The 16,722-nt window shown below is 72.5% G+C and carries 12 protein-coding genes; 3 read left to right on the forward strand and 9 right to left on the reverse strand.

What is annotated here, in order from left to right; translation table 11 throughout:
* Positions 1 to 32 precede the first annotated feature (32 nt).
* The 5 genes from AB0C99_RS10400 to AB0C99_RS10420 form a co-directional block, all read right to left on the reverse strand.
* Positions 33 to 2,105, reverse strand: coding sequence for a hypothetical protein (locus AB0C99_RS10400; protein WP_362472286.1), 2,073 nt, complete (start codon positions 2,103 to 2,105; stop codon positions 33 to 35).
* A gap of 40 nt (positions 2,106 to 2,145) precedes the next feature.
* Positions 2,146 to 4,152, reverse strand: a complete 2,007-nt coding sequence (locus tag AB0C99_RS10405; RefSeq protein WP_362472289.1) for a hypothetical protein — start codon at positions 4,150 to 4,152, stop codon at positions 2,146 to 2,148.
* Positions 4,149 to 4,799, reverse strand: coding sequence for a hypothetical protein (locus tag AB0C99_RS10410; protein ID WP_362472292.1), 651 nt, complete (start codon positions 4,797 to 4,799; stop codon positions 4,149 to 4,151). The genes AB0C99_RS10405 and AB0C99_RS10410 overlap by 4 nt, the downstream gene beginning before the upstream one ends.
* Positions 4,800 to 4,978: 179 nt before the next feature.
* Positions 4,979 to 5,308, reverse strand: coding sequence for a hypothetical protein (locus AB0C99_RS10415; RefSeq protein ID WP_362472295.1), 330 nt, complete (start codon positions 5,306 to 5,308; stop codon positions 4,979 to 4,981).
* Between the two features lie 32 nt (positions 5,309 to 5,340).
* Entirely contained in the window at positions 5,341 to 5,604 is a 264-nt protein-coding gene (locus AB0C99_RS10420) for a hypothetical protein (protein WP_362472298.1), read from the reverse strand.
* Between the two features lie 434 nt (positions 5,605 to 6,038).
* Here AB0C99_RS10420 and AB0C99_RS10425 point away from each other — a divergent pair, with 434 nt between their 5' ends.
* On the forward strand, positions 6,039 to 6,215 hold the full coding sequence (locus AB0C99_RS10425) for a hypothetical protein (RefSeq protein WP_362472301.1): 177 nt from the start codon (positions 6,039 to 6,041) through the stop codon (positions 6,213 to 6,215).
* Positions 6,216 to 6,294: 79 nt separating this feature from the next.
* Here AB0C99_RS10425 and AB0C99_RS10430 read toward each other — a convergent pair whose 3' ends face one another.
* The 3 genes from AB0C99_RS10430 to AB0C99_RS10440 all read right to left on the reverse strand — a co-directional run bounded on the left by AB0C99_RS10430 (position 6,295) and on the right by AB0C99_RS10440 (position 8,004).
* Positions 6,295 to 6,822, reverse strand: coding sequence for a hypothetical protein (locus AB0C99_RS10430; RefSeq protein WP_362472304.1), 528 nt, complete (start codon positions 6,820 to 6,822; stop codon positions 6,295 to 6,297).
* Between the two features lie 74 nt (positions 6,823 to 6,896).
* Complete coding sequence (locus AB0C99_RS10435) at positions 6,897 to 7,451, reverse strand: hypothetical protein (RefSeq protein WP_362472307.1); 555 nt, start codon at positions 7,449 to 7,451, stop codon at positions 6,897 to 6,899.
* A gap of 118 nt (positions 7,452 to 7,569) precedes the next feature.
* On the reverse strand, positions 7,570 to 8,004 hold the full coding sequence (locus AB0C99_RS10440; protein ID WP_362472310.1) for an NUDIX domain-containing protein: 435 nt from the start codon (positions 8,002 to 8,004) through the stop codon (positions 7,570 to 7,572).
* Between the two features lie 1,376 nt (positions 8,005 to 9,380).
* Here AB0C99_RS10440 and AB0C99_RS10445 point away from each other — a divergent pair.
* Both AB0C99_RS10445 and AB0C99_RS10450 read left to right on the forward strand, forming a co-directional pair.
* Complete coding sequence (locus AB0C99_RS10445) at positions 9,381 to 14,627, forward strand: DnaB-like helicase C-terminal domain-containing protein (protein WP_362472313.1); 5,247 nt, start codon at positions 9,381 to 9,383, stop codon at positions 14,625 to 14,627.
* On the forward strand, positions 14,627 to 15,247 hold the full coding sequence (locus AB0C99_RS10450; protein WP_362472315.1) for a hypothetical protein: 621 nt from the start codon (positions 14,627 to 14,629) through the stop codon (positions 15,245 to 15,247). Before AB0C99_RS10445 ends, AB0C99_RS10450 begins: the two co-directional genes overlap by 1 nt.
* 58 nt (positions 15,248 to 15,305) lie before the next feature.
* On the opposite strand, the gene AB0C99_RS10455 is transcribed toward AB0C99_RS10450, so the two are convergent.
* Positions 15,306 to 15,791, reverse strand: coding sequence for a hypothetical protein (locus tag AB0C99_RS10455; RefSeq protein ID WP_362472318.1), 486 nt, complete (start codon positions 15,789 to 15,791; stop codon positions 15,306 to 15,308).
* Positions 15,792 to 16,722 lie beyond the last annotated feature (931 nt).

Genomic DNA, 16,722 nt, shown 5'->3' on the forward strand with positions numbered 1-16,722 from the left:
CCGTCCCCTGATTCTTGACCAGTAAGGAGGAGTCAGGTGGTGGTACGGGGCATACGCAGTGCGGACGGGGTCGGGCGCCCGATCGGCAGAATGCCGACCACGATGAGCCGGGGTACCTCGGTGGCGCTGCGCGCGTGGCGGATGATCCAGACGCTGTCCTCAACGCTCCGGTAGCCGCTGGCGTGGCCGCTGTCGTCCCCGACCAGGAGCACGCCGAAGGGAGGGCCGGTGGCGGTGTAGTTGGCGGCCTGCGCGATGTAGCTCTTCTCGATGCGTTCGCGGGTCCATCTGGTGTCGCGGCGTTTGACCTCGGCGACGAAGCGGCTGCCGGGTTCGGGGGTGTAGGTAACGTCGGTGCGTCCGCTGGCGACGTCGATGAGTTCGCGCTGCACGGTGCCGGGGGTGAGTGTGCCGGCGAGGTGCTGGTGGAGGTCGTCCTGGACGTGCTTCTCATCCCAGTGGTCGGGGCTGCCGTCGGGCTTCTTGTCGGGGCAGGGGCCGAGGTAGGCGGTGCGGGCGCCGTAGTAGTCGGCCTGGGCGTCGAAGCGGTCGTAGAGGAACCGCAGGAACTGCTCCAGCAGGGTGGTGAAGTAGGAGCTGTCGCGCTGCGTCCAGGCGGGGCTGGTGGCCAGCTCCTCGAGCAGGGATTCCAGGTGGGCGTCGAAGCGGGCGTTGCCGGTGGGGGTGTAGCCCTTGGCCTGCTGCTGCAAGAGCTGCTCGATCTGATCCAGGAGCTGCGGGTCGAGGTCGTCCCGCAGTCCCGGGGCGTCAGCCTGGAAGAGCCCGGCGAGCGTGGGGCGGCCCTCCAGGGCTTTTCCCGGCATCACCTGCCCGGTTGACGGTGCTGCCCGTCGCTGGGCTTGGACGACCTCGTACAGCGCCCGTGCGTCGGGGGAGTCGGTGAACTGCGGGTCGGTGGTGAAGGCCTGTTCGAGGTGGTGCAGCAGGCCGTCGCTGCGTACGAACGCGGCCTCCACCGGTGGGCTCACCAGTGCCGTCAGGCCGCCGGATCCGTCGGCCCGGGTAGTGTGGATGCTGCGGCTGGCGACGTAGACGTCCAGCAGGTCGCCGAGGGTGCCGGCCGGGTCGTACCAGCTGGGTTGGTCCAGGTGGGTGCGGGCGGTCTGGAGCGAGGTGACGAGCCGGGACCAGGCGCTCTGCGCAAGTCCGCGGGCGCTGAGCCAGTCCAGCCGGTGCATGCCGCGGGTCCACTCGGTCAGCAGCGTGGTCGTGGCATCCAGTTGGGCGGCGGCCTGGGCCAGGCGCTGCTCGGCGGGTGCGGCTGTCGTGGGCTGCTGGTCGAGTTCACCGAAGGCGAGGACCGCGTCGACGGCCGCGGCGTGGGCGCGGGCGTCGAGTCGGGCCTCGTGGGTGCGGTCGAGGTCCTTGAATCGCATCAGGGCCCGGCGCAGATGGTCTTCGACGGCCGAGCGGTCGGATGCCTCCAGCGCGCTGCGCATGTCCGCGACGGCCAGTTCGAAGGTGGCGTCGGCCCGGGTGCCCGCAGGGAGATCGGTCTGGTTCTCCAGTGCGCTCAGGACATCGAGCAGGGCGTCGTCGCCGAAGTGGTCGTGGGCGACGCCGACCAGGATCGGCAGGCGCTCCAGGGCCTCGGACGGCTCGTCCCCGGTGATCTCGGCGAGCAACGCCATGAGGCGGTGCGGGGTGGCCGTCTGCGCGACGGCCAGGCGCAGCAGTCCGGCGACGGCCGGCTGGGCGAGGGCGGCGTCGGCGTCGCCGGCGAGCGCGGCCTCCACGTGTGCGGCAAGGTCCCGGACGGTGCGGGTGCCGAGGCGGGTGGCGAGCGCCGGGTGGGCGCACACCACGTCGATCGCGTCGGCCAGGACCCAGGCGGCCTGGGGGTTCCGCAGTCCCTGGGCCGCGGCGTCAAGCAACTGCCGGGCCTGGTCACCGTCCACGGTGTCGAGGTCGCGGCCGAGTGCCGTGAGCAGATAGGGCAGGAGTGGACCGGCAGCGAGTTGGTCGGCCTCCGCGATCACCGCCTCGGCACCGCCGAGGTCCGCGATCGAGGGCCCGGCGTCCAGCTCGTCATCGGTTGCGTGGCTGGCCCAGGCCTGGAGCGTCTGGTCCACGCTTGGGGCCACGGTCCTCTCCTTGTCGCCGACCGGTTCGGGAACGAGCAGCTTAGAACAGGTGTTCACCATCGCTGGTGATGAGGTGGCCCTTCGGCAAGGCGTCGACGAGCTCGGGCTGCGCCGTGGTGAGAACGACCTGCAGCTCGGGAAGTTCTGCGGCGATGGCCTGCAGCTCGGCGATCAGGGTGCGGGCTGGCACCTCGGTGACCTCTTCGGCGGCGACCGAGTCGATCAGAAGGAGGCCGGGGTGCGTGGCCACGCCGCGGTCAGCACTCACCCGCAGAAGCGCGATGACGGTCGCGATCCGCATGCGGAGCCGGTCGCCGCGGCTGAGCCTCTTGAACGCGGTCTTCACCCCGGCCTTGACGGCGTTGACCTTGCCGGCGCGGTCGAGTTTGACGCTGTCGAGGTTCTGCACGCCGAACCGTGTGGCGAGCTCGACGATTGCTTCGTTCATCGCCGGGAACAGCTGCTTCGCCGCAGCGTCGACGGCCGCGCGGACAGCTTCCTCGGTGGCGGCCAGGACCTGGGCGGACACCGGGACCGGTGGAGCCGGGGGCGTCGATCCGGTCGCCTCGAGCCGTCCGCGGAGCTCGGCCGCCCGGATCTCCAGGTCACGCAGCTGGTCGTGGGCCTGCGAGGTGGCAAGCCCCTGCTCCAGTCCGGCCGCCGCCTCGCGATGGTCGGCCAGAGCGCTCTGCACCGCCTCCATCGCCCTCCCCCGCCGGTCGGTTGCCTCCCTCTCGGCATCTTGGGCTTGCTCCAGGGTCTGCTCCAGCTCCGCCAGCAGCGCTTCGGCGGTCTCCGGGTCGACCTCGGGCAGCGGCCGCGTGCACACCGCACAGTTCGCCTGCTCACGCTCCTCGCTGCGCCGCCCACTGCCCAGCGGCTCCTCACACCGCGGACAGCACACCGGGTCCAGCCGTCCCAGGACTCGCCGGGCCTGCCACGTCTCCCGGGCATCCAGTAGCCCCTGCTCCGCGCGCATCCGGGCGGCGGACACCTCCGTGAGCGTCTGCTCGGCGTCCTCCAACAGCGCCCGCATGCCGCGCAGCTCCGTCGCAGCCTGGTCGGCGGCCCGCAGGAGCGGGGAGATGTCTTGGGTAGCCGCCCGGCGCCCCGCCTCGATCTGCCCAGTCACGTCGGCGAGTTCGGTCTGCCACGCCTCGCGCTCGGTCCGTCGGGCTTCCGCGTCCCCTTCCGCCCGGCGCTGCCCCTGGGTGATCGTCTTCTTCTCCCGCTTCCCGGCGACGGACAGCTGGGTGAGGGCCGTGCTGTACGGGATGTCGACGAACAGCTCCATGAGCCGCCCGGGCAGGCCACCGGCAACATCGCCGAGCAGGATCTCGTCCCCACCGGGATTGAGGTAGCAGGCCCCGAAGTACGACGCCCACCCGTGGACCTGCGGTGCCCCCTCGCCGTCGGCTCCGCCGGTCACCTGCCACAGGTTGGTGTGCTCCATACGCAGCGCGTCCAGGAAGAACTCACCGATACACCGGCTCACCTCCTCGTTGCCGGACGTTGTCGCCAGCAGACGAAGCGCTTCGTCGTCCGCGGCAAGCAGCTGGTCGACGGACTTCCCGGCGAGGATCCGGCCCCGCAACTGGGGGTGCGGCTGGTCATCGACGTCCAAGACAATGCGGATCGCTCGGCCCGCCACGGCGATGTCCACGCTCAGATGCCGCAGCCACGAGCGGACATCGGGCGGCAGATCGCGCGGCCCGCCGCGCAACGGGAAGACGAGGAACTCCAGCAGGCTGGTCTTCCCGGCGCTGTTGTCCGGGTGGACGATCGCCCACACCCCTGGAGTGAAGGGCTGCTCCACGGTGAAGTCGTCGCCCGAGTGCTTCGTGCCGCTGGCGCGCAGCCGGAGGATGCGCAGCCGCCGGTCGGCGGCAGTCGGGCTCTTCAGGGTGATGTTCGCCTCGGCCAGAGTCCGCTCGACCTGCACCGGCGTCAGCCCCAGCTTCTCCGCGACCTCCTTCAGGATGTCGCCGGCGCTCGGGGCGACGGTCAGGTCCTTCGCGTCGGAGCGGGCCGGGCCGGGCGCGGTCATGAAGCCTCCTGGTCAGTGTCGCCCGTGGCTCCCGGGCCTGGTGCCGCTTGAAGTTCGCGCAGCCGCTCACGGGCCTGCTCGGTGATGGGCCCGATGTGCTGGCCCCAGGGGGTGTCGGCGTAGTCCCGCAGCAGGTACTGCCGGTCCTTTAGCTGTGTGCCACCGAGACCGTCGACCAGGTCCACGACCAGGCGGGTGCGCTCGACGTACCAGGCCAGCGCGGGCGCCTCGGCGACCATCGACTGCACCACCTGCCGGCCCCGCTCAAGCAGGAAGTAGATGTGCTCCACCACGCGCTCACGCCCGAGGACTTGCGTCTTGCGCAGCAGCCCCCGTTCCACCAGCGGCGCCAGAGCGTCATCGAGCTCCTCGAAGGCGCCGTACTTGTAACGCAGCATCGGGAAGCGCCGCAGATCCGGTTCCTCCGACTCCAGAATCTCTGCGGCAAGCTCCAGCAGCCGAGGAACGTCCGGAGCGGCCACGTACTCGTTCATCAGCTCGTAGGCCAGGTAGTCCGGATTGCGGACCCAGAAGTCGAGCTTCTGCAGCCGCACCTGGGTGTGGACCACCCCGACGGTCGCCGGCGGCACCGACTCGCCTTCGGCCGCCGACTTTGCGGCGGCGTCGATCAGCAACAGCAGCCGCACCGAATCCTGCCAACGAGTGGCCCGACGTACTCCTATGGATCCGACCATCACGCTCCTCTGGATCGGTACACACCCGCGGCCCTGAACGACATCCTGACAGCGTGTTGAGGTGAGTGGGGAGAAGTCGGCGTGAATCGGCGTACCAAAGTCGCGCCGGTCGCCAGCGCCTGACCAGCGGGCTAACTGGTCCAGGTCTTGATCTGGGCGGCGACTTCGCGTACTGGGAGTCCGTCACGGGCGGCGCGGGCCAGCGGGAGCACGGTGTCGAGGCCGGGGCTGACCGGCAGCCCGCATGCGGCCAGGTAAGCGGCGGTCACGGTGGCCGCGAACAACAGGCTGCGGACCTCCAGACTCGGCTGCCGGGCCAGCTCGCACAACAGCGCCGCGGCCTTGTGGTGCGGCTCGGGGTAAACCTCCTGCCCCAGGATCTCCGCACGGTGCCGGGCCTCGGCCGCGACCGGCACGCCGTAGTCGACGACCTGGGGATCCCCCGGGATCTGCTGCGCCACTGCCAGGATCCATGCGAGGTCGACTTTCAGGTTCACGCGGCGTCCCTCGGCGCGTCCTTCGGCAGCCCGTCCGGGAGTCCCGGGTACCGGTCCTCCCCGAGCTCCGCCTCGAACCGCTCCGCGTAGGAGGCCAGGAAGCCGGCGGCGCCAGCCATGAACGCCGACCGGGACTCGTTTACGTCCTGCTCGATCAGATCGGCGACGTACCCCTGCAGGCTCAGCCCGCGGCGCTTCGCCCGCTCCTCGGCTGCCGCCCGCACAGTGTCGTCCAGCCGGATGTTGGTCTGCTTACTCATATCTCCAGCATAGCTAGCAGCCGATACCAAGTACTAGCATTGGCGGAGCGTGCCCGCCAAGGGCGAGCTGGGTGCAGCCCACACGGGCGCGATGGAGCGACCGGGTCGCTCACCACTCACGGACATCCCGTAGCGGATCGCACCGGGTCAGCACCCGTATTCGTCGAGCGTTCGACGGGCGATCATGCTGGTCGACGAAGTCCTCACCGCCGGCTCTCAGCCAGCACGTCCCACTGCGCCTCCTCGTCTCCGGCGCCGCCGAGGGCCGAGGCCCTCGGCGGCGTGCCCTGGCACAACTGGTGGGCCGAGCAGCGCCGATCTCCTGCACTCGCGTTGGCCGGGCCGGAGCCCTGTCCCGCTGGGCCTTGCCACCCTGCTGGCTACGCTGGTGTCCCGGCCACACCAGGCCAGCGCGTTCTGCTGAGAGGAACCCCATGGAGAAGCCCCTCGTCATCGTCCGAGACGAGTGCTGGGAACTGATGGAGGCCAGCGAGAGCAGGACCACCCCGGAAGCCGACGCCGCTCACCACAGCATCGGCAAGGAAGAGATCTTGAAGGACCTCATCCTCCAGACCCGCAACGAACTGCCGCCCCGCCCCGTCATCGGCTAGATCCCCCGCACCTGGCGGGTACACCCTGCCTCCTGTTCGGTCCGCGGGCCGGCCGCCAGCACCTGCCCTCGGCAATCTGTCAGGCCGGCCGGCCGACCCACGCCTCGTGCGCCGCCGCGACGAAGTCGTTCTCGCGAAGGCGGCCCCGCAGAATCCCGACGCGGGTCCGCCCCTCCAACACCTGCAAACCGCTTCCCGAAGAGTCCAGCAGCCTCCGGTCTAGCAGTAGCGGCGGACGCTTCCATGTCCCGTGGTCCCGCCACATCTCCGCCACCCCGACGTGGATGCCCGAGTTGCGCACGCGAACGTAGTGGCCCGGGTCGAGGGCGAACTGCTCGATGCAGCCCGCCTCGGACCGACCAGTCGGCATCGTGCTCAGCTCTGCGGATGTGACCGTTTCGAGCGTCCACACGATCGTGGTGAGGTCGACGTGCCCGTAGTCACGGTGGAAGGGACCGTGGTCACCGTGGTCGTAGAGAAACTGCTCGACGACGTCGGCCGGCCACTGGAGCGAGGCGATCATGAGGTCGGCGCGGAAGGCGTCGAAGCTCAGGCCGAGGCCGGCTCGGCGGCGGCGCATCATGTCGCGGAGATCGGTCAGCTTCACGGCTCTACCGTAGGACGTGCACCCCTGGCCGTGGCCTGCGCCGCCCTTGTCGCAACTCTGGATTTCGATGATCGTCAGGGCGTCTGAACGAGCGGGGTCAAGACGCCGAGCCGATGCTCTTCCGGCTCGGCATGCGGGACACCATCAGCCCCCAGGAACAGGTAGAAGTACTGCGTCGTCAGTGGCTTCGGAGTCAAGGTCCCGCCCCCGGCGGTACCACTCAGGGCCCCCGCAGAGTAGAAGTGCGGCAGCCAACCAGGGCCCACGATCGCCTGGACCCATGCCTTCGCCTCCTCCAGATCAACGGGCAGACGAGTACGGAGCTTCTTGTGGTGCGCGGCGAACGAGAGCGTCAGCACAGCCCCCTCCCGGCCGGTCCCCTCAAGGAGCGTGGCCTGGTCGGTGACGTCCCCAACAACGCTGAGGACGGCGTGCTGGTTGGTCACCGAGCGCACCGGCCCGAAGCGACGCGGCATTACGCGCCCCTCCGAGCGCAGCTGCTCCAGCACGGCTTCGGGCAGCACGGAGGCCAGACCGCTATCGGCCGGCTCCGTAGAGAACAGGCTCCGGCGAAAGAGTCTGAGCTCTTCCTCGTGCTTCCGGAGCACTGTACGAATATCGACATACATAGTGCATACGGTACAAGCTGCCTGTCGTCGCCCAAGCGCGCCCGCCGGCCGGCCGCCTCAGGTTGTTGCGCATGTTCACCAGCCGCTCCGCCACCGCGCGGGCCGGCTCCAGGCGGGATCAGTCGGACAGACGTCCCAGCAGGGCGCCCTGGCCGGACTGGAGGATGTGTGCGGCCTCCAGCGGAATCCAGAAGCACTCGAAGTGAGTGGGATCCTGGTCGCCGTCGTGGTCCTCCTGGCTCATCCACCGCTCCGGGGTGGGCTCGGTGAGCTCCAGGTGGAAGACGTGCCGGCGCTGGATCTCGAACCGGTACGGGGTGATGTCGTACTCAGTCTCGCCGAGCTTGCGCACGATCTTGAAGTCGTTCAGGCCGGTCTCCTCCCGGGCCTCCCGCAGTGCGGCGGCCTCCGGAGTCTCCCCGGGGCGAATACTGCCGGCCGGGACCTGGATGCCGACCTCCTCGTAGCTGTAGTCGGTGTGGCGGAACACCAGCAGTCGGCCGTCGCGCACGACGTAGACGAGCACCTTCTCCTTGGTGGCTTTCTCGGGCATCGAAGCAACCTCCACGCGGTCGGGAATGATCGTCTAGAGCATGCGGGAGCGCGGCTCCAGCCCTTCGTCCTGGTCCATGGAGCGGGCCGGGAAAGCCATGAGTCTAGGCCCCCTGAGTGACCGCCAACTTCCCTTCGCCCGCCCCGGTTCCGCCCTGTCTGCCCGCCCCTCCGTCGCCTCCGTCGTCGCCGTCGCCTCCGGCCGCGCTTCCGCCCGTCCCGGCCCCGCCCCGTCTGCTCGCCCGTCCCGGCCCGCCCCGGCCGCGTCCCGGTCCCGCCCCGACCCCGCCGCCCCGTCCGTCCGGCCCCGGCCCGCCGCCCGCCGCGCCGGGCCGCCGACGCCTCGGGCCTCCGGCCGCGCTTCCGCCCGTCGCGCCCGTCGCGCCCGTCGCCGCGCCGCCCCGCTGTCCCCGCCCGGTCTCCGGCCCCGGGCCGCCCCCCCGCGCCCGTCCGGCCTCCGGAGGGGTGCACCGCAGTGCCGCGCCCGCCGGGGGCCGCCCGCGCGTCCGCTCCCGCCGGTCGCCCCGCCGTCCCGCCCCGCCCGGGTCTCCGGGCCTGCGCCCGCCCCGGCCGGTGTCCCCGCCCCGCCCGGTGGTTCCGGCCGTGTGACGTCACTCGTTCTCGTTACAACATTCCGCACCTGGGGTTGTACCGGTGTGGCTAGACTGACGCCCAGCGTTACACCTTCTGTGGGTGTGGGGCGGCTTGCTGTCCGGGCCGTGCTGCGCCCTGGGGTGGTGCCGGGCTGCTCCCGTTGGTCCTGGCGGTGCCGGTGGTCACGGGCGGGGCCCGTCCGGCGTCCGGGGCGTCCGGTCGTCGTGGTCGTCCGGGTTCCGGCCGTCGCCGTGCCGGGCCTGGCCGTTGCTGCCCCGGGCCTGTTCCGGGCCGGTGTGCTTTCGGGCCCCGGCCCCGGCCCCGGGTGTCGGGTTGTCCCCGGGCGTCCTCTGGTCGTCCCTGGGTTGTCTGCGGGTCGTTGTCTCCTCGTGTGCCCTTTCTGTGTCTGGAGTCGTGGTGTCCTCTTCTCGTTCGGGTTCTTCCCGCGCCGCTGCCGGTGGCCGTCGCGGTGATGCCGGTGCGGCGCGCGGTACGGACGGGCTGGCGCCGGTCGCGGGCCCGGCCGGGCCGGACACCGCACCCGCTGCTGCCGGGGCCGGTACGCCCGCGCCCGCCGGCGGTGCGTCCGTTCCGGCCCGTTCCGGCAGCGCCCCGCGCGGGACGGCTTCTTCGCGGCGCCCCGTCCGGTCCGCCGCTGCCTCCGCCGTACCGGCGGTCTCCGCTCCCGCCCCGGCGCCGGGGGCGGCCGGTCACCTCGCCCTTCCCGGCCCGGATGACCCGCTGTGGACCTCGATCCCGCTGGGGCTGCGCCAGAACCTGGCCATGCGCGCCTACCAGCTGGTGAACCCGGCGCGCGGTCACCTGGCCACCCCGGCCGGCCGCAAGCTGAAGTCCGCCCTCGGCGCCGCCGCCCGGGGCAAGATCACCGGAGCGCACTGGCTCGTGCTGCTCACCGCCCCGCGTACCGCGTTCGGCGGCCCGACCAGCCAGCGGGCCGAGCAGGCGTACAAGGCCCTGGAGCAGCTGGTGGCCGACTACCTGCGGCCGGCGCTGGGAGCGGTCGCCCCGGCCGAGTCCGCCGCCGGGGCCGAACTGGCCCAGGCCGCACCGGCCGCACCGGCCGTCCCGGCCGGGCCGCAGCCGGACGCCGCCGTACCCGGCCCGGCCCCGGCGACCGCCACCGACCCGGCCGCTGCCCCCGTCGCCGTGCCGGTGCCGGGCGCCCCGTCCGGCCCCGGCGGGACCACGCCCGCCGTACCCACCGCCCCGCAGACCGACGCGCCCGCCGACCCGGCCCCGCTGCGCCCCGCCCCGGCCCTTGGCGGCGACGCCACCCACTCGGCCGCCCCGGCCCCGGCCTCCTCAACTCCCCTTCCACCCAGCACCGTTGACGCCATCTCGGCCGACCCGGCCGCCCAGGGGACGGCCGCCGCCGTGCCCGGCTCCGGCCCGGAAGCCGCCACCCTCCCGACCCCCACCCCGGCCGGACCGGACCCGGAGACCACTGGCCCGGCGGCCGGAACCCCGACCCCGGTGCCGGCCGGTGACCTGGCCGAGCTCCTGCGCTACGCCGCCCACACGCCCGGGACGATCCTGGCGCTCATCAGCGCGTACACGACCACCGCCCAGACCGCTCTCACCCACGCCCTGGCGCAGGACCTCGAGCCCGCCGGCCTGCCGGCCCTGCAGGTGAACGGCCACGACCGCGCGTCCCTGATCCGCGCCCTGTACGCCCGGCTCGGCCTCGGCCGGCGCCGCCGGCTCCCCGGTCTCGACGAAGCCGAAGGCCTGATCACCGCCGAGCTGCAGCACACCCCCCGCCTGGTCCTCGTCACCACCACCCTCGGGCTGCGCCCGGCCGCGCTCCAGCTGCTGCACCGCCTGTGGGAGCCGAAGCCGTTCCCGCTGGTGCTGGTCGGCGACACCACCCTCGACGGCCTCCTAAGGCGCCACGACCTCGCGGAACTCCACCCCCACATCACCCACCACCGCATCCAGGAGCCCGCCATCACCCCGGCCCCGACCGCCGACACCGCCCCCGACGCGCCGCACCCCGCGCCCGCCGCCCGGGAAGCCGCCACCGTCCCGGCGACGCCCACCCCCGCCGCCGTGCCCGCCCCGCTGCGCCCCGCCCCGGAGACCGGCTCGGAGGCCACCCCGGCGGCCGACGCCGCCGCCGGCCCGAACACGGCCCCCGCGGCCGACGGCCTCCTCCACGACCTGCGCTCCACCGTCGAGCACCGCACCCTGCTGTGCGTCACCGCCCCCGGCCCGGAGTCCGCCGACACCGCGACCACGGCGGTCACCGCCGCCACTCAGCACCTGCCACTGCCCGCCGTCTGGATCCACCCCCGCGGCACCGACGAAGGCGCCCTGATCCGCGCCCTGTACACCGCCCTCGGCCTGGACCACCGCCGACCGCAGCCCCGCGAGCACAGCGCCGCGCTCAAGCTCGTCGCCGCCGCGCTCGACCGCTCCGCCCGCCTGGTGGTCGTGCCCGACGCCCACCGGCTGGCCACCGCCGCGTTGCAGACGCTCTACGGCCTGTGGAAGCCCGGCGGCCCCGAACGCTTCCCCCTGGTCCTGCTGGGCGACGACCGCCTCCACACCGTCCTGGAGCGCCCCAAGCTGGCGATCCTGAAGTCCGTAGCCGGTCACCACCACCTGGCCCCCGCCGAGATCCCGCCCGCCGCCCCGGCCGGACCGCAGCCGGACACCGCCGTACCCGCCGCGGAGACCGGTACGCCCGCGGCGGCCGCCGCCCCGGCCCCGGCCGGTGAACCCGCCGTCCCGGCTGCCGCGCCCGGCGACGGTCTCGCTGCGCCCCGCCCCACCCCGGGCGTCACGGCCCCGGCCGCGCCGACTGCCGAAGACCCGGCGACCATGGCCGCCGGCGCCGAGCCCGCCGCCCTGCGGCCGGCCACCACCCCGGCCGGCGAAGTCCCCACCGAGCCCCCGGCCCCGGCCCCCGCCCTGGTCCTGGCCCCGAGCCCGCAGACCCTCCACCAGGCCCGCAGCACCCTCCCGCAGATGATCACCGCCGCCGGCGAGGGCACCTCCACCCCCCTGACCCGCGGCACCCACCACGCCCTGCTCACCGCCCCCGCCACCGCCACCGCCCTGGGCTGGAACCTCACCACCGCCACCGCCCACGGCACCGCCGACGCCCGCAAGAAGCTCGGAGACCTCATCCAGGACGCCGCCACCGGCCACCCCCAGGTCCTGCGCCGCCACGTCACCCCCCTCGCCGTGCTGCTCCCCGCCACCCCCGACGGCACCCCCCTCCCGCCCGCCACCGGTACACCCGACACGGCGGCAACGACCGCCCACAGCACCGGAGTTGTAACGAAAACCCCGGGCGCCACCCCGGCCTCTCCCGGCGGCCAGCCGGCCCTCACCCCGGCGCCCGCGCCCGTCCCGGCGCCCGCGCCCGTCCCGGCCACCGCCCCCGCCGCAACTGCGCCCCTCGCCCCGGCCGCCCCGAGCGCGCCCGCGTCGTCGACCACCCCGACCCCGGACAACCCGCACGCCCCGGCCAGCACCACCCGGCAGACATCAACCACCCTGCCCAGCACCGGAGTTGATGCACCAGACGACACCCTGTTCCCCACCCCGGCCGACACCACCACTCCGGCCACCCCCGACGCGGCCGCGCTGCTGCCACCGGTCGACCCCGCCGACGTCCTGCCCCTGGCCGACCCGGACGCCCTCCTCCCGCTGGCCGCCACCCCGGCCGCTCCCGCCGGCCAGCCGGCCCCCGCCGCGGTCGAGCCCGTCCCCGCCGCCACCCCCGCCGCCGAGCCGGCCACCTCGAACGCACCCACGCCCGAGCCGGCCGCCGACAAGCCCGCCCTGCAGGACCCCGCACCTGCAGCCACGACCCCGCCAACCGACCAGCCGGCCACCACCGCGGCCCCCGCCCCGCGGCCCCCGCGCCGCCTCGCCCCGCTCGCCGACGCCCTCACCACCGTCCTCACCCCCCAGACCCAGACCCCCGACCAGGACACCGACACCCCGGCCGCCCCGCGCGCCCTGTCCACCGGCATCCGCACCCTCGACGACGCCCTCGGCGGCCTCCAGCCCGGCCGCTTCTACCTCGCCGCCGCGGCCCCCGGCACCGGAGCCAGCCTCCTCGCCACCACCACCGCCCGCACCACCGCCCTCGACCACCACCTCCCCGTCCTCTACGCCGCCTCCGGCCTCACCCGCGCCGACGTCGCCGCCCGCATCGTCGCCGCCCACCTGCCCGTCGACTACCGCCGCCTGCGCACCGGCCACCTCACCCCCACCGAACAGGCCGACGCCACCACCCTCCACCGCGAACTCGCCGCCGCCCGCCTCTACATCGACGACGGCTCCGACCTCACCGCGGCCGCGATCGCCGAGACCGCCGCCGACCTCGCCCCCACCGCCAACGGCGAGCCCGGCCTGGCCCTGGTCGTCGTCGACCGCCTCCAGGCCCTCGACGACCCCCGCCTGCCGCTCTCCGGCCCCCGCCTCACCGACGCCGCCCAGGCCCTGGCCCACCTCGCCCGCACCCACCACGTCCCGGTCCTGGCCATCCTCGACACCGACCACCCCGACCTGGTCACCACCCTCGGCCTCGACACCACCCTCACCCTCCACCCCCACCCCGACGCCCCCACCACCCAACTCCTCGCCACCATCGCCGAGCGCGACCTCGGCACCCAGGCCACCCTCACCCTCACCGCCGACCGCGCCCACGCCCGCCTCACCGACCCCACCCCCTTCAACCCCTACGCCCGCCGGGCGCCGGAGGCGCCCACCACCCCCGCCCCCACGACCCCGGCGCCGGAGGCGCCCACCAACCCACCCACCACAGCGCCGGAGGCGCCCACACAGACCTCCGCCTGGCCCACCGTCGCCGTCCCCGGCCACCCCACCCAGAACACCGCCGCTGCGCCCCAGCCCGACCCCAACTCCGAGGTCACCCCGGCCACCCCGGCCGCCCTGGACACCCCGACGCCCGACCAGCCCCCCGCCCGCCCGCTGCGCCCCACCCAGGCCGCCGCGGCGCGTACGGACGCGCCCAGGCCCGCCCGCGCTGCGGGCGGAGACTACGCGGGCCGGGAGTACGGCTACTTCCTCAACACGATCAGCTCGGTCGTCGACCAGACCCTCCAGGAGCACGGCGGCGACACCGAGGCCGCCATCGCCGCCCTGGAGAAACTGGCAATTCCAAACGGAATGGCCATCTTCGAAGCAACCCGAGTCGGCGGAAATTACGAGCACACCGTCTACCCGGAACGCCTCGAATTCCTCAGCAAGAAAACCCGCGACGGCGCCGACGACATCTGGGAAGGCCGCCACAAGTGGGAAAACGGCCCCCTCCTGGACCAGCTCAAGGCTGGCACCCTCGCCAGCATCGCCGTCGACGTCCTCGACACCAACGCCGCCTACTGCAGCGCCCTGAAGACCCACCTGCCCATCGGCGCCCTGCAGCACGACCCCGACGGCGGCTTCCACTCCAAGCGCTCCGGCATCTACCTCCTGCCCAAGCGCCCCACCTGGGAACACCCGCACCTGCCCGACCCGATCGGCAACCGCCGCGAACAGGGCCCGGTGCTCCTGGACGACGCCACCGTCCGCCTCCTGATCCGCTGCCACAAGCTCGGCCTCGCCGAGGCCCCGAACATCACCCAGTCCTGGACCTCCGGCGCCTCCGAAAACATCACGGAGAAGTTCCGCCGCGTCCTCACCATCGCCCGAGAGAAAGCCATCCTCGACGGCGACGACGTCACCGAGAAATACGTCAAGGCCATCTATGCCAAGTTCGTCTCCACCATCGGCGAATCATCATTCAACCGCGATCTCCGCCGACCTGACTGGATGCACATCATCCGCAGCCAGGCATTCGCCAACCTCTGGTACAAGGCACTCCGCGCCCACGAACACGGCCTTACCATCGTCCGACTCCGCGGCACTGATGAACTCCACATCACCGGCGGAGAATGGCGAAAGGCCAAGGGCGGCATCTTCGAAGAAGGCCGACTCACCAAGCAGCTGAAGCTCAAGGACCAGTACACCATCAACGCGAAGGCCGCCTAATGTCGACCGACGGCTGGAAGAACTTCGGCAAATACGGCGCCAACCTCGACCCCGAAAACCGCCACGGGAAAATCGTCCTCGGCCGCGCCCTCGAAGACGCCCTGGAACGGATGATCATCGACGGCGGAATCAAGTCCCCCGTCACCACCCGCCGCGGCCTGATGGCCCGGATGAACTACCTCACCAACACCCAAGGCGGCGCCCAGGCCATGGCCGACGCCGGCATCACCGCCGTCCCCAAGACCATCAACGCCTGGACCAAGGGCACCCAGAACCCCCTGCCCGCCAACGTGGAGGCCATCGACACCGCCTACTGGAACCTCCGCGCCCACAACGTCCTCAACAACCCCGGCGCCTTCAAGCAGCACCTCAACAACGCCGGCAAGGGCACCCGGGTCGAGATCCACCCCATCAACCAGGACGTCGTCCTCGAGCCGCGCCGCCGCGACAACCTGCGCATCCGCATCCTGCAGGTCCGCTACGTCTGGGACGACGCCGTCGACGCCATGGTCGCCGGAGACATCGGCAAGCTCGAGGAGATCTGGGACGACATCATCGCCGACCTCGACTCCGACTGGGGCGCCTACACCTACGTCCGCCACATCGGCCTCGGAGCCTGACCACCCCCACCAGCCGCGCGCCCGCCCCACCGGGCCGCAGCTGCGTCCCCGCCCCAGCTCAGACCAGCACCACCGGGCACAGCAACGCGTACATCTCCCCCCGCAGCTGCGCCTCCGCGATGTCCCAGGGGCCGGTGATGCCGCCGGCCAGGGCGAAGAAGACTCCATGGCGGCGCGCGGTGCGGCGCCAGGCGCGCGAGCTGTTCAGGCCGCCCTCGTAGAAGCAAACGCCAGCCCGGCCGGTCACCGTGAGGACGTCGCCGGCCACGTCCAGGACGGCCGACCAGCCGGCCGCCGGCTCCGCCCAGCCCTCGAAGTCGTCGAACCGCGCCCACCCGCCGGACGCCAGCCCGGCCATGTGCGGATCCGGCCCGCGGCCGCCGGCCGACGCGAACGTCTCGACCCGATGCGAGGCCGCGAAGACCACCTGCGCCCGCCGCGCCTCGACGGCCCACGCCTGCATGCCCAGCGGCCGCAACGGCTCGCTGCCGACGTCGACGGCGTACATCGCGCCGCCGTCCAACGGGGCCCCCTCGTCGCTCACACCCAGACCAACGAGCCCGTCCTCTGGAGGTAACCCAGGCAGCAGATGGCCCGCCCGCTGCGCCCCTCCGGCCAGGGCCCGGAGCTCCACCACCCGGCCGAGCAGGAGCCGGCGGGCCGCCCGCCGGCGGTACCGAGGCCGCGCCTCCGGATGCCCGACCTCCCGAAGGAAATTCCCGGTACAATTCTCGAAACGCCACCGCATGAATCCCCGGTACAACTCAGAGGGAAGACGGAGCATCAGACAGGATTCTCTGACCGTACAATTCTGATACAGGCTCAGGCTGATAGCGTCCGGTACAACTTCCCCCGCCGTAGCGAGAAGTCGTAGGATATGAAGGGCAATCAGCCCGATGCATCTGACCGCCACTCAGGCGCGTTACAGAAAATGCCACTGCTGCCTGTACAAGCTCCAATCCGGCCGCTAGAATTGGCTCAGTGGTTCAGACCACATGACAAGGACAGTAGCTGACTCAGAGTCACAGATTCCCCGCCCAACAACTTGTAACGCAGCGGGGAGCGTGACATACTGGAACCCGGTACACAACAGGGAAGACACCCGAAGGGCATGTACCGAACGAGTCGGCCAGCCCCGGGAGCGAACCCCGGGCGGAGCAACAGAGCCCAAGGGTACAGAAGAAAAGCCCAGGTCAGAGGCATAGAGAACTGAGCCACCGAAGGAAGAGGCCCCTCGGCCGCCGGCTGCGGGCACAAAGGCCGGCCTCCCGAAGAGCACCGCCCGACGGGCGAGAGTTGTACCGCCCACCTCCTCCTAGCCAGCCTGGAGCCACGGAGTGGCGTTACAGCATTCCGTCACGGTAGTGACGGCGCGCCGTGTCCTCCGGACACATGACGCGCCGCACGGCCAGTACGCCAGGAGCGACGGGCGCGAGGGCAGACGGCGGCGGAGCGTGGAGTCGAGCGCCTTCTTG

Source organism: Streptomyces sp. NPDC048659 (assembly GCF_040650575.1).
Lineage (GTDB): Bacteria > Actinomycetota > Actinomycetes > Streptomycetales > Streptomycetaceae > Streptomyces.

What these genes read in the sequence shown, in the direction of transcription:
- AB0C99_RS10435 (WP_362472307.1), bottom strand. Translation starts at nt 7,451, where the DNA reads ATGTATGTCGATATTCGTACAGTGCTCCGGAAGCACGAGGAAGAGCTC.
- AB0C99_RS10425 (WP_362472301.1), top strand. Translation starts at nt 6,039, where the DNA reads ATGGAGAAGCCCCTCGTCATCGTCCGAGACGAGTGCTGGGAACTGATG.
- AB0C99_RS10450 (WP_362472315.1), top strand. Translation starts at nt 14,627, where the DNA reads ATGTCGACCGACGGCTGGAAGAACTTCGGCAAATACGGCGCCAACCTC.
- AB0C99_RS10405 (WP_362472289.1), bottom strand. Translation starts at nt 4,152, where the DNA reads ATGACCGCGCCCGGCCCGGCCCGCTCCGACGCGAAGGACCTGACCGTC.
- AB0C99_RS10440 (WP_362472310.1), bottom strand. Translation starts at nt 8,004, where the DNA reads ATGCCCGAGAAAGCCACCAAGGAGAAGGTGCTCGTCTACGTCGTGCGC.
- AB0C99_RS10445 (WP_362472313.1), top strand. Translation starts at nt 9,381, where the DNA reads ATGCGCGCCTACCAGCTGGTGAACCCGGCGCGCGGTCACCTGGCCACC.
- AB0C99_RS10420 (WP_362472298.1), bottom strand. Translation starts at nt 5,604, where the DNA reads ATGAGTAAGCAGACCAACATCCGGCTGGACGACACTGTGCGGGCGGCA.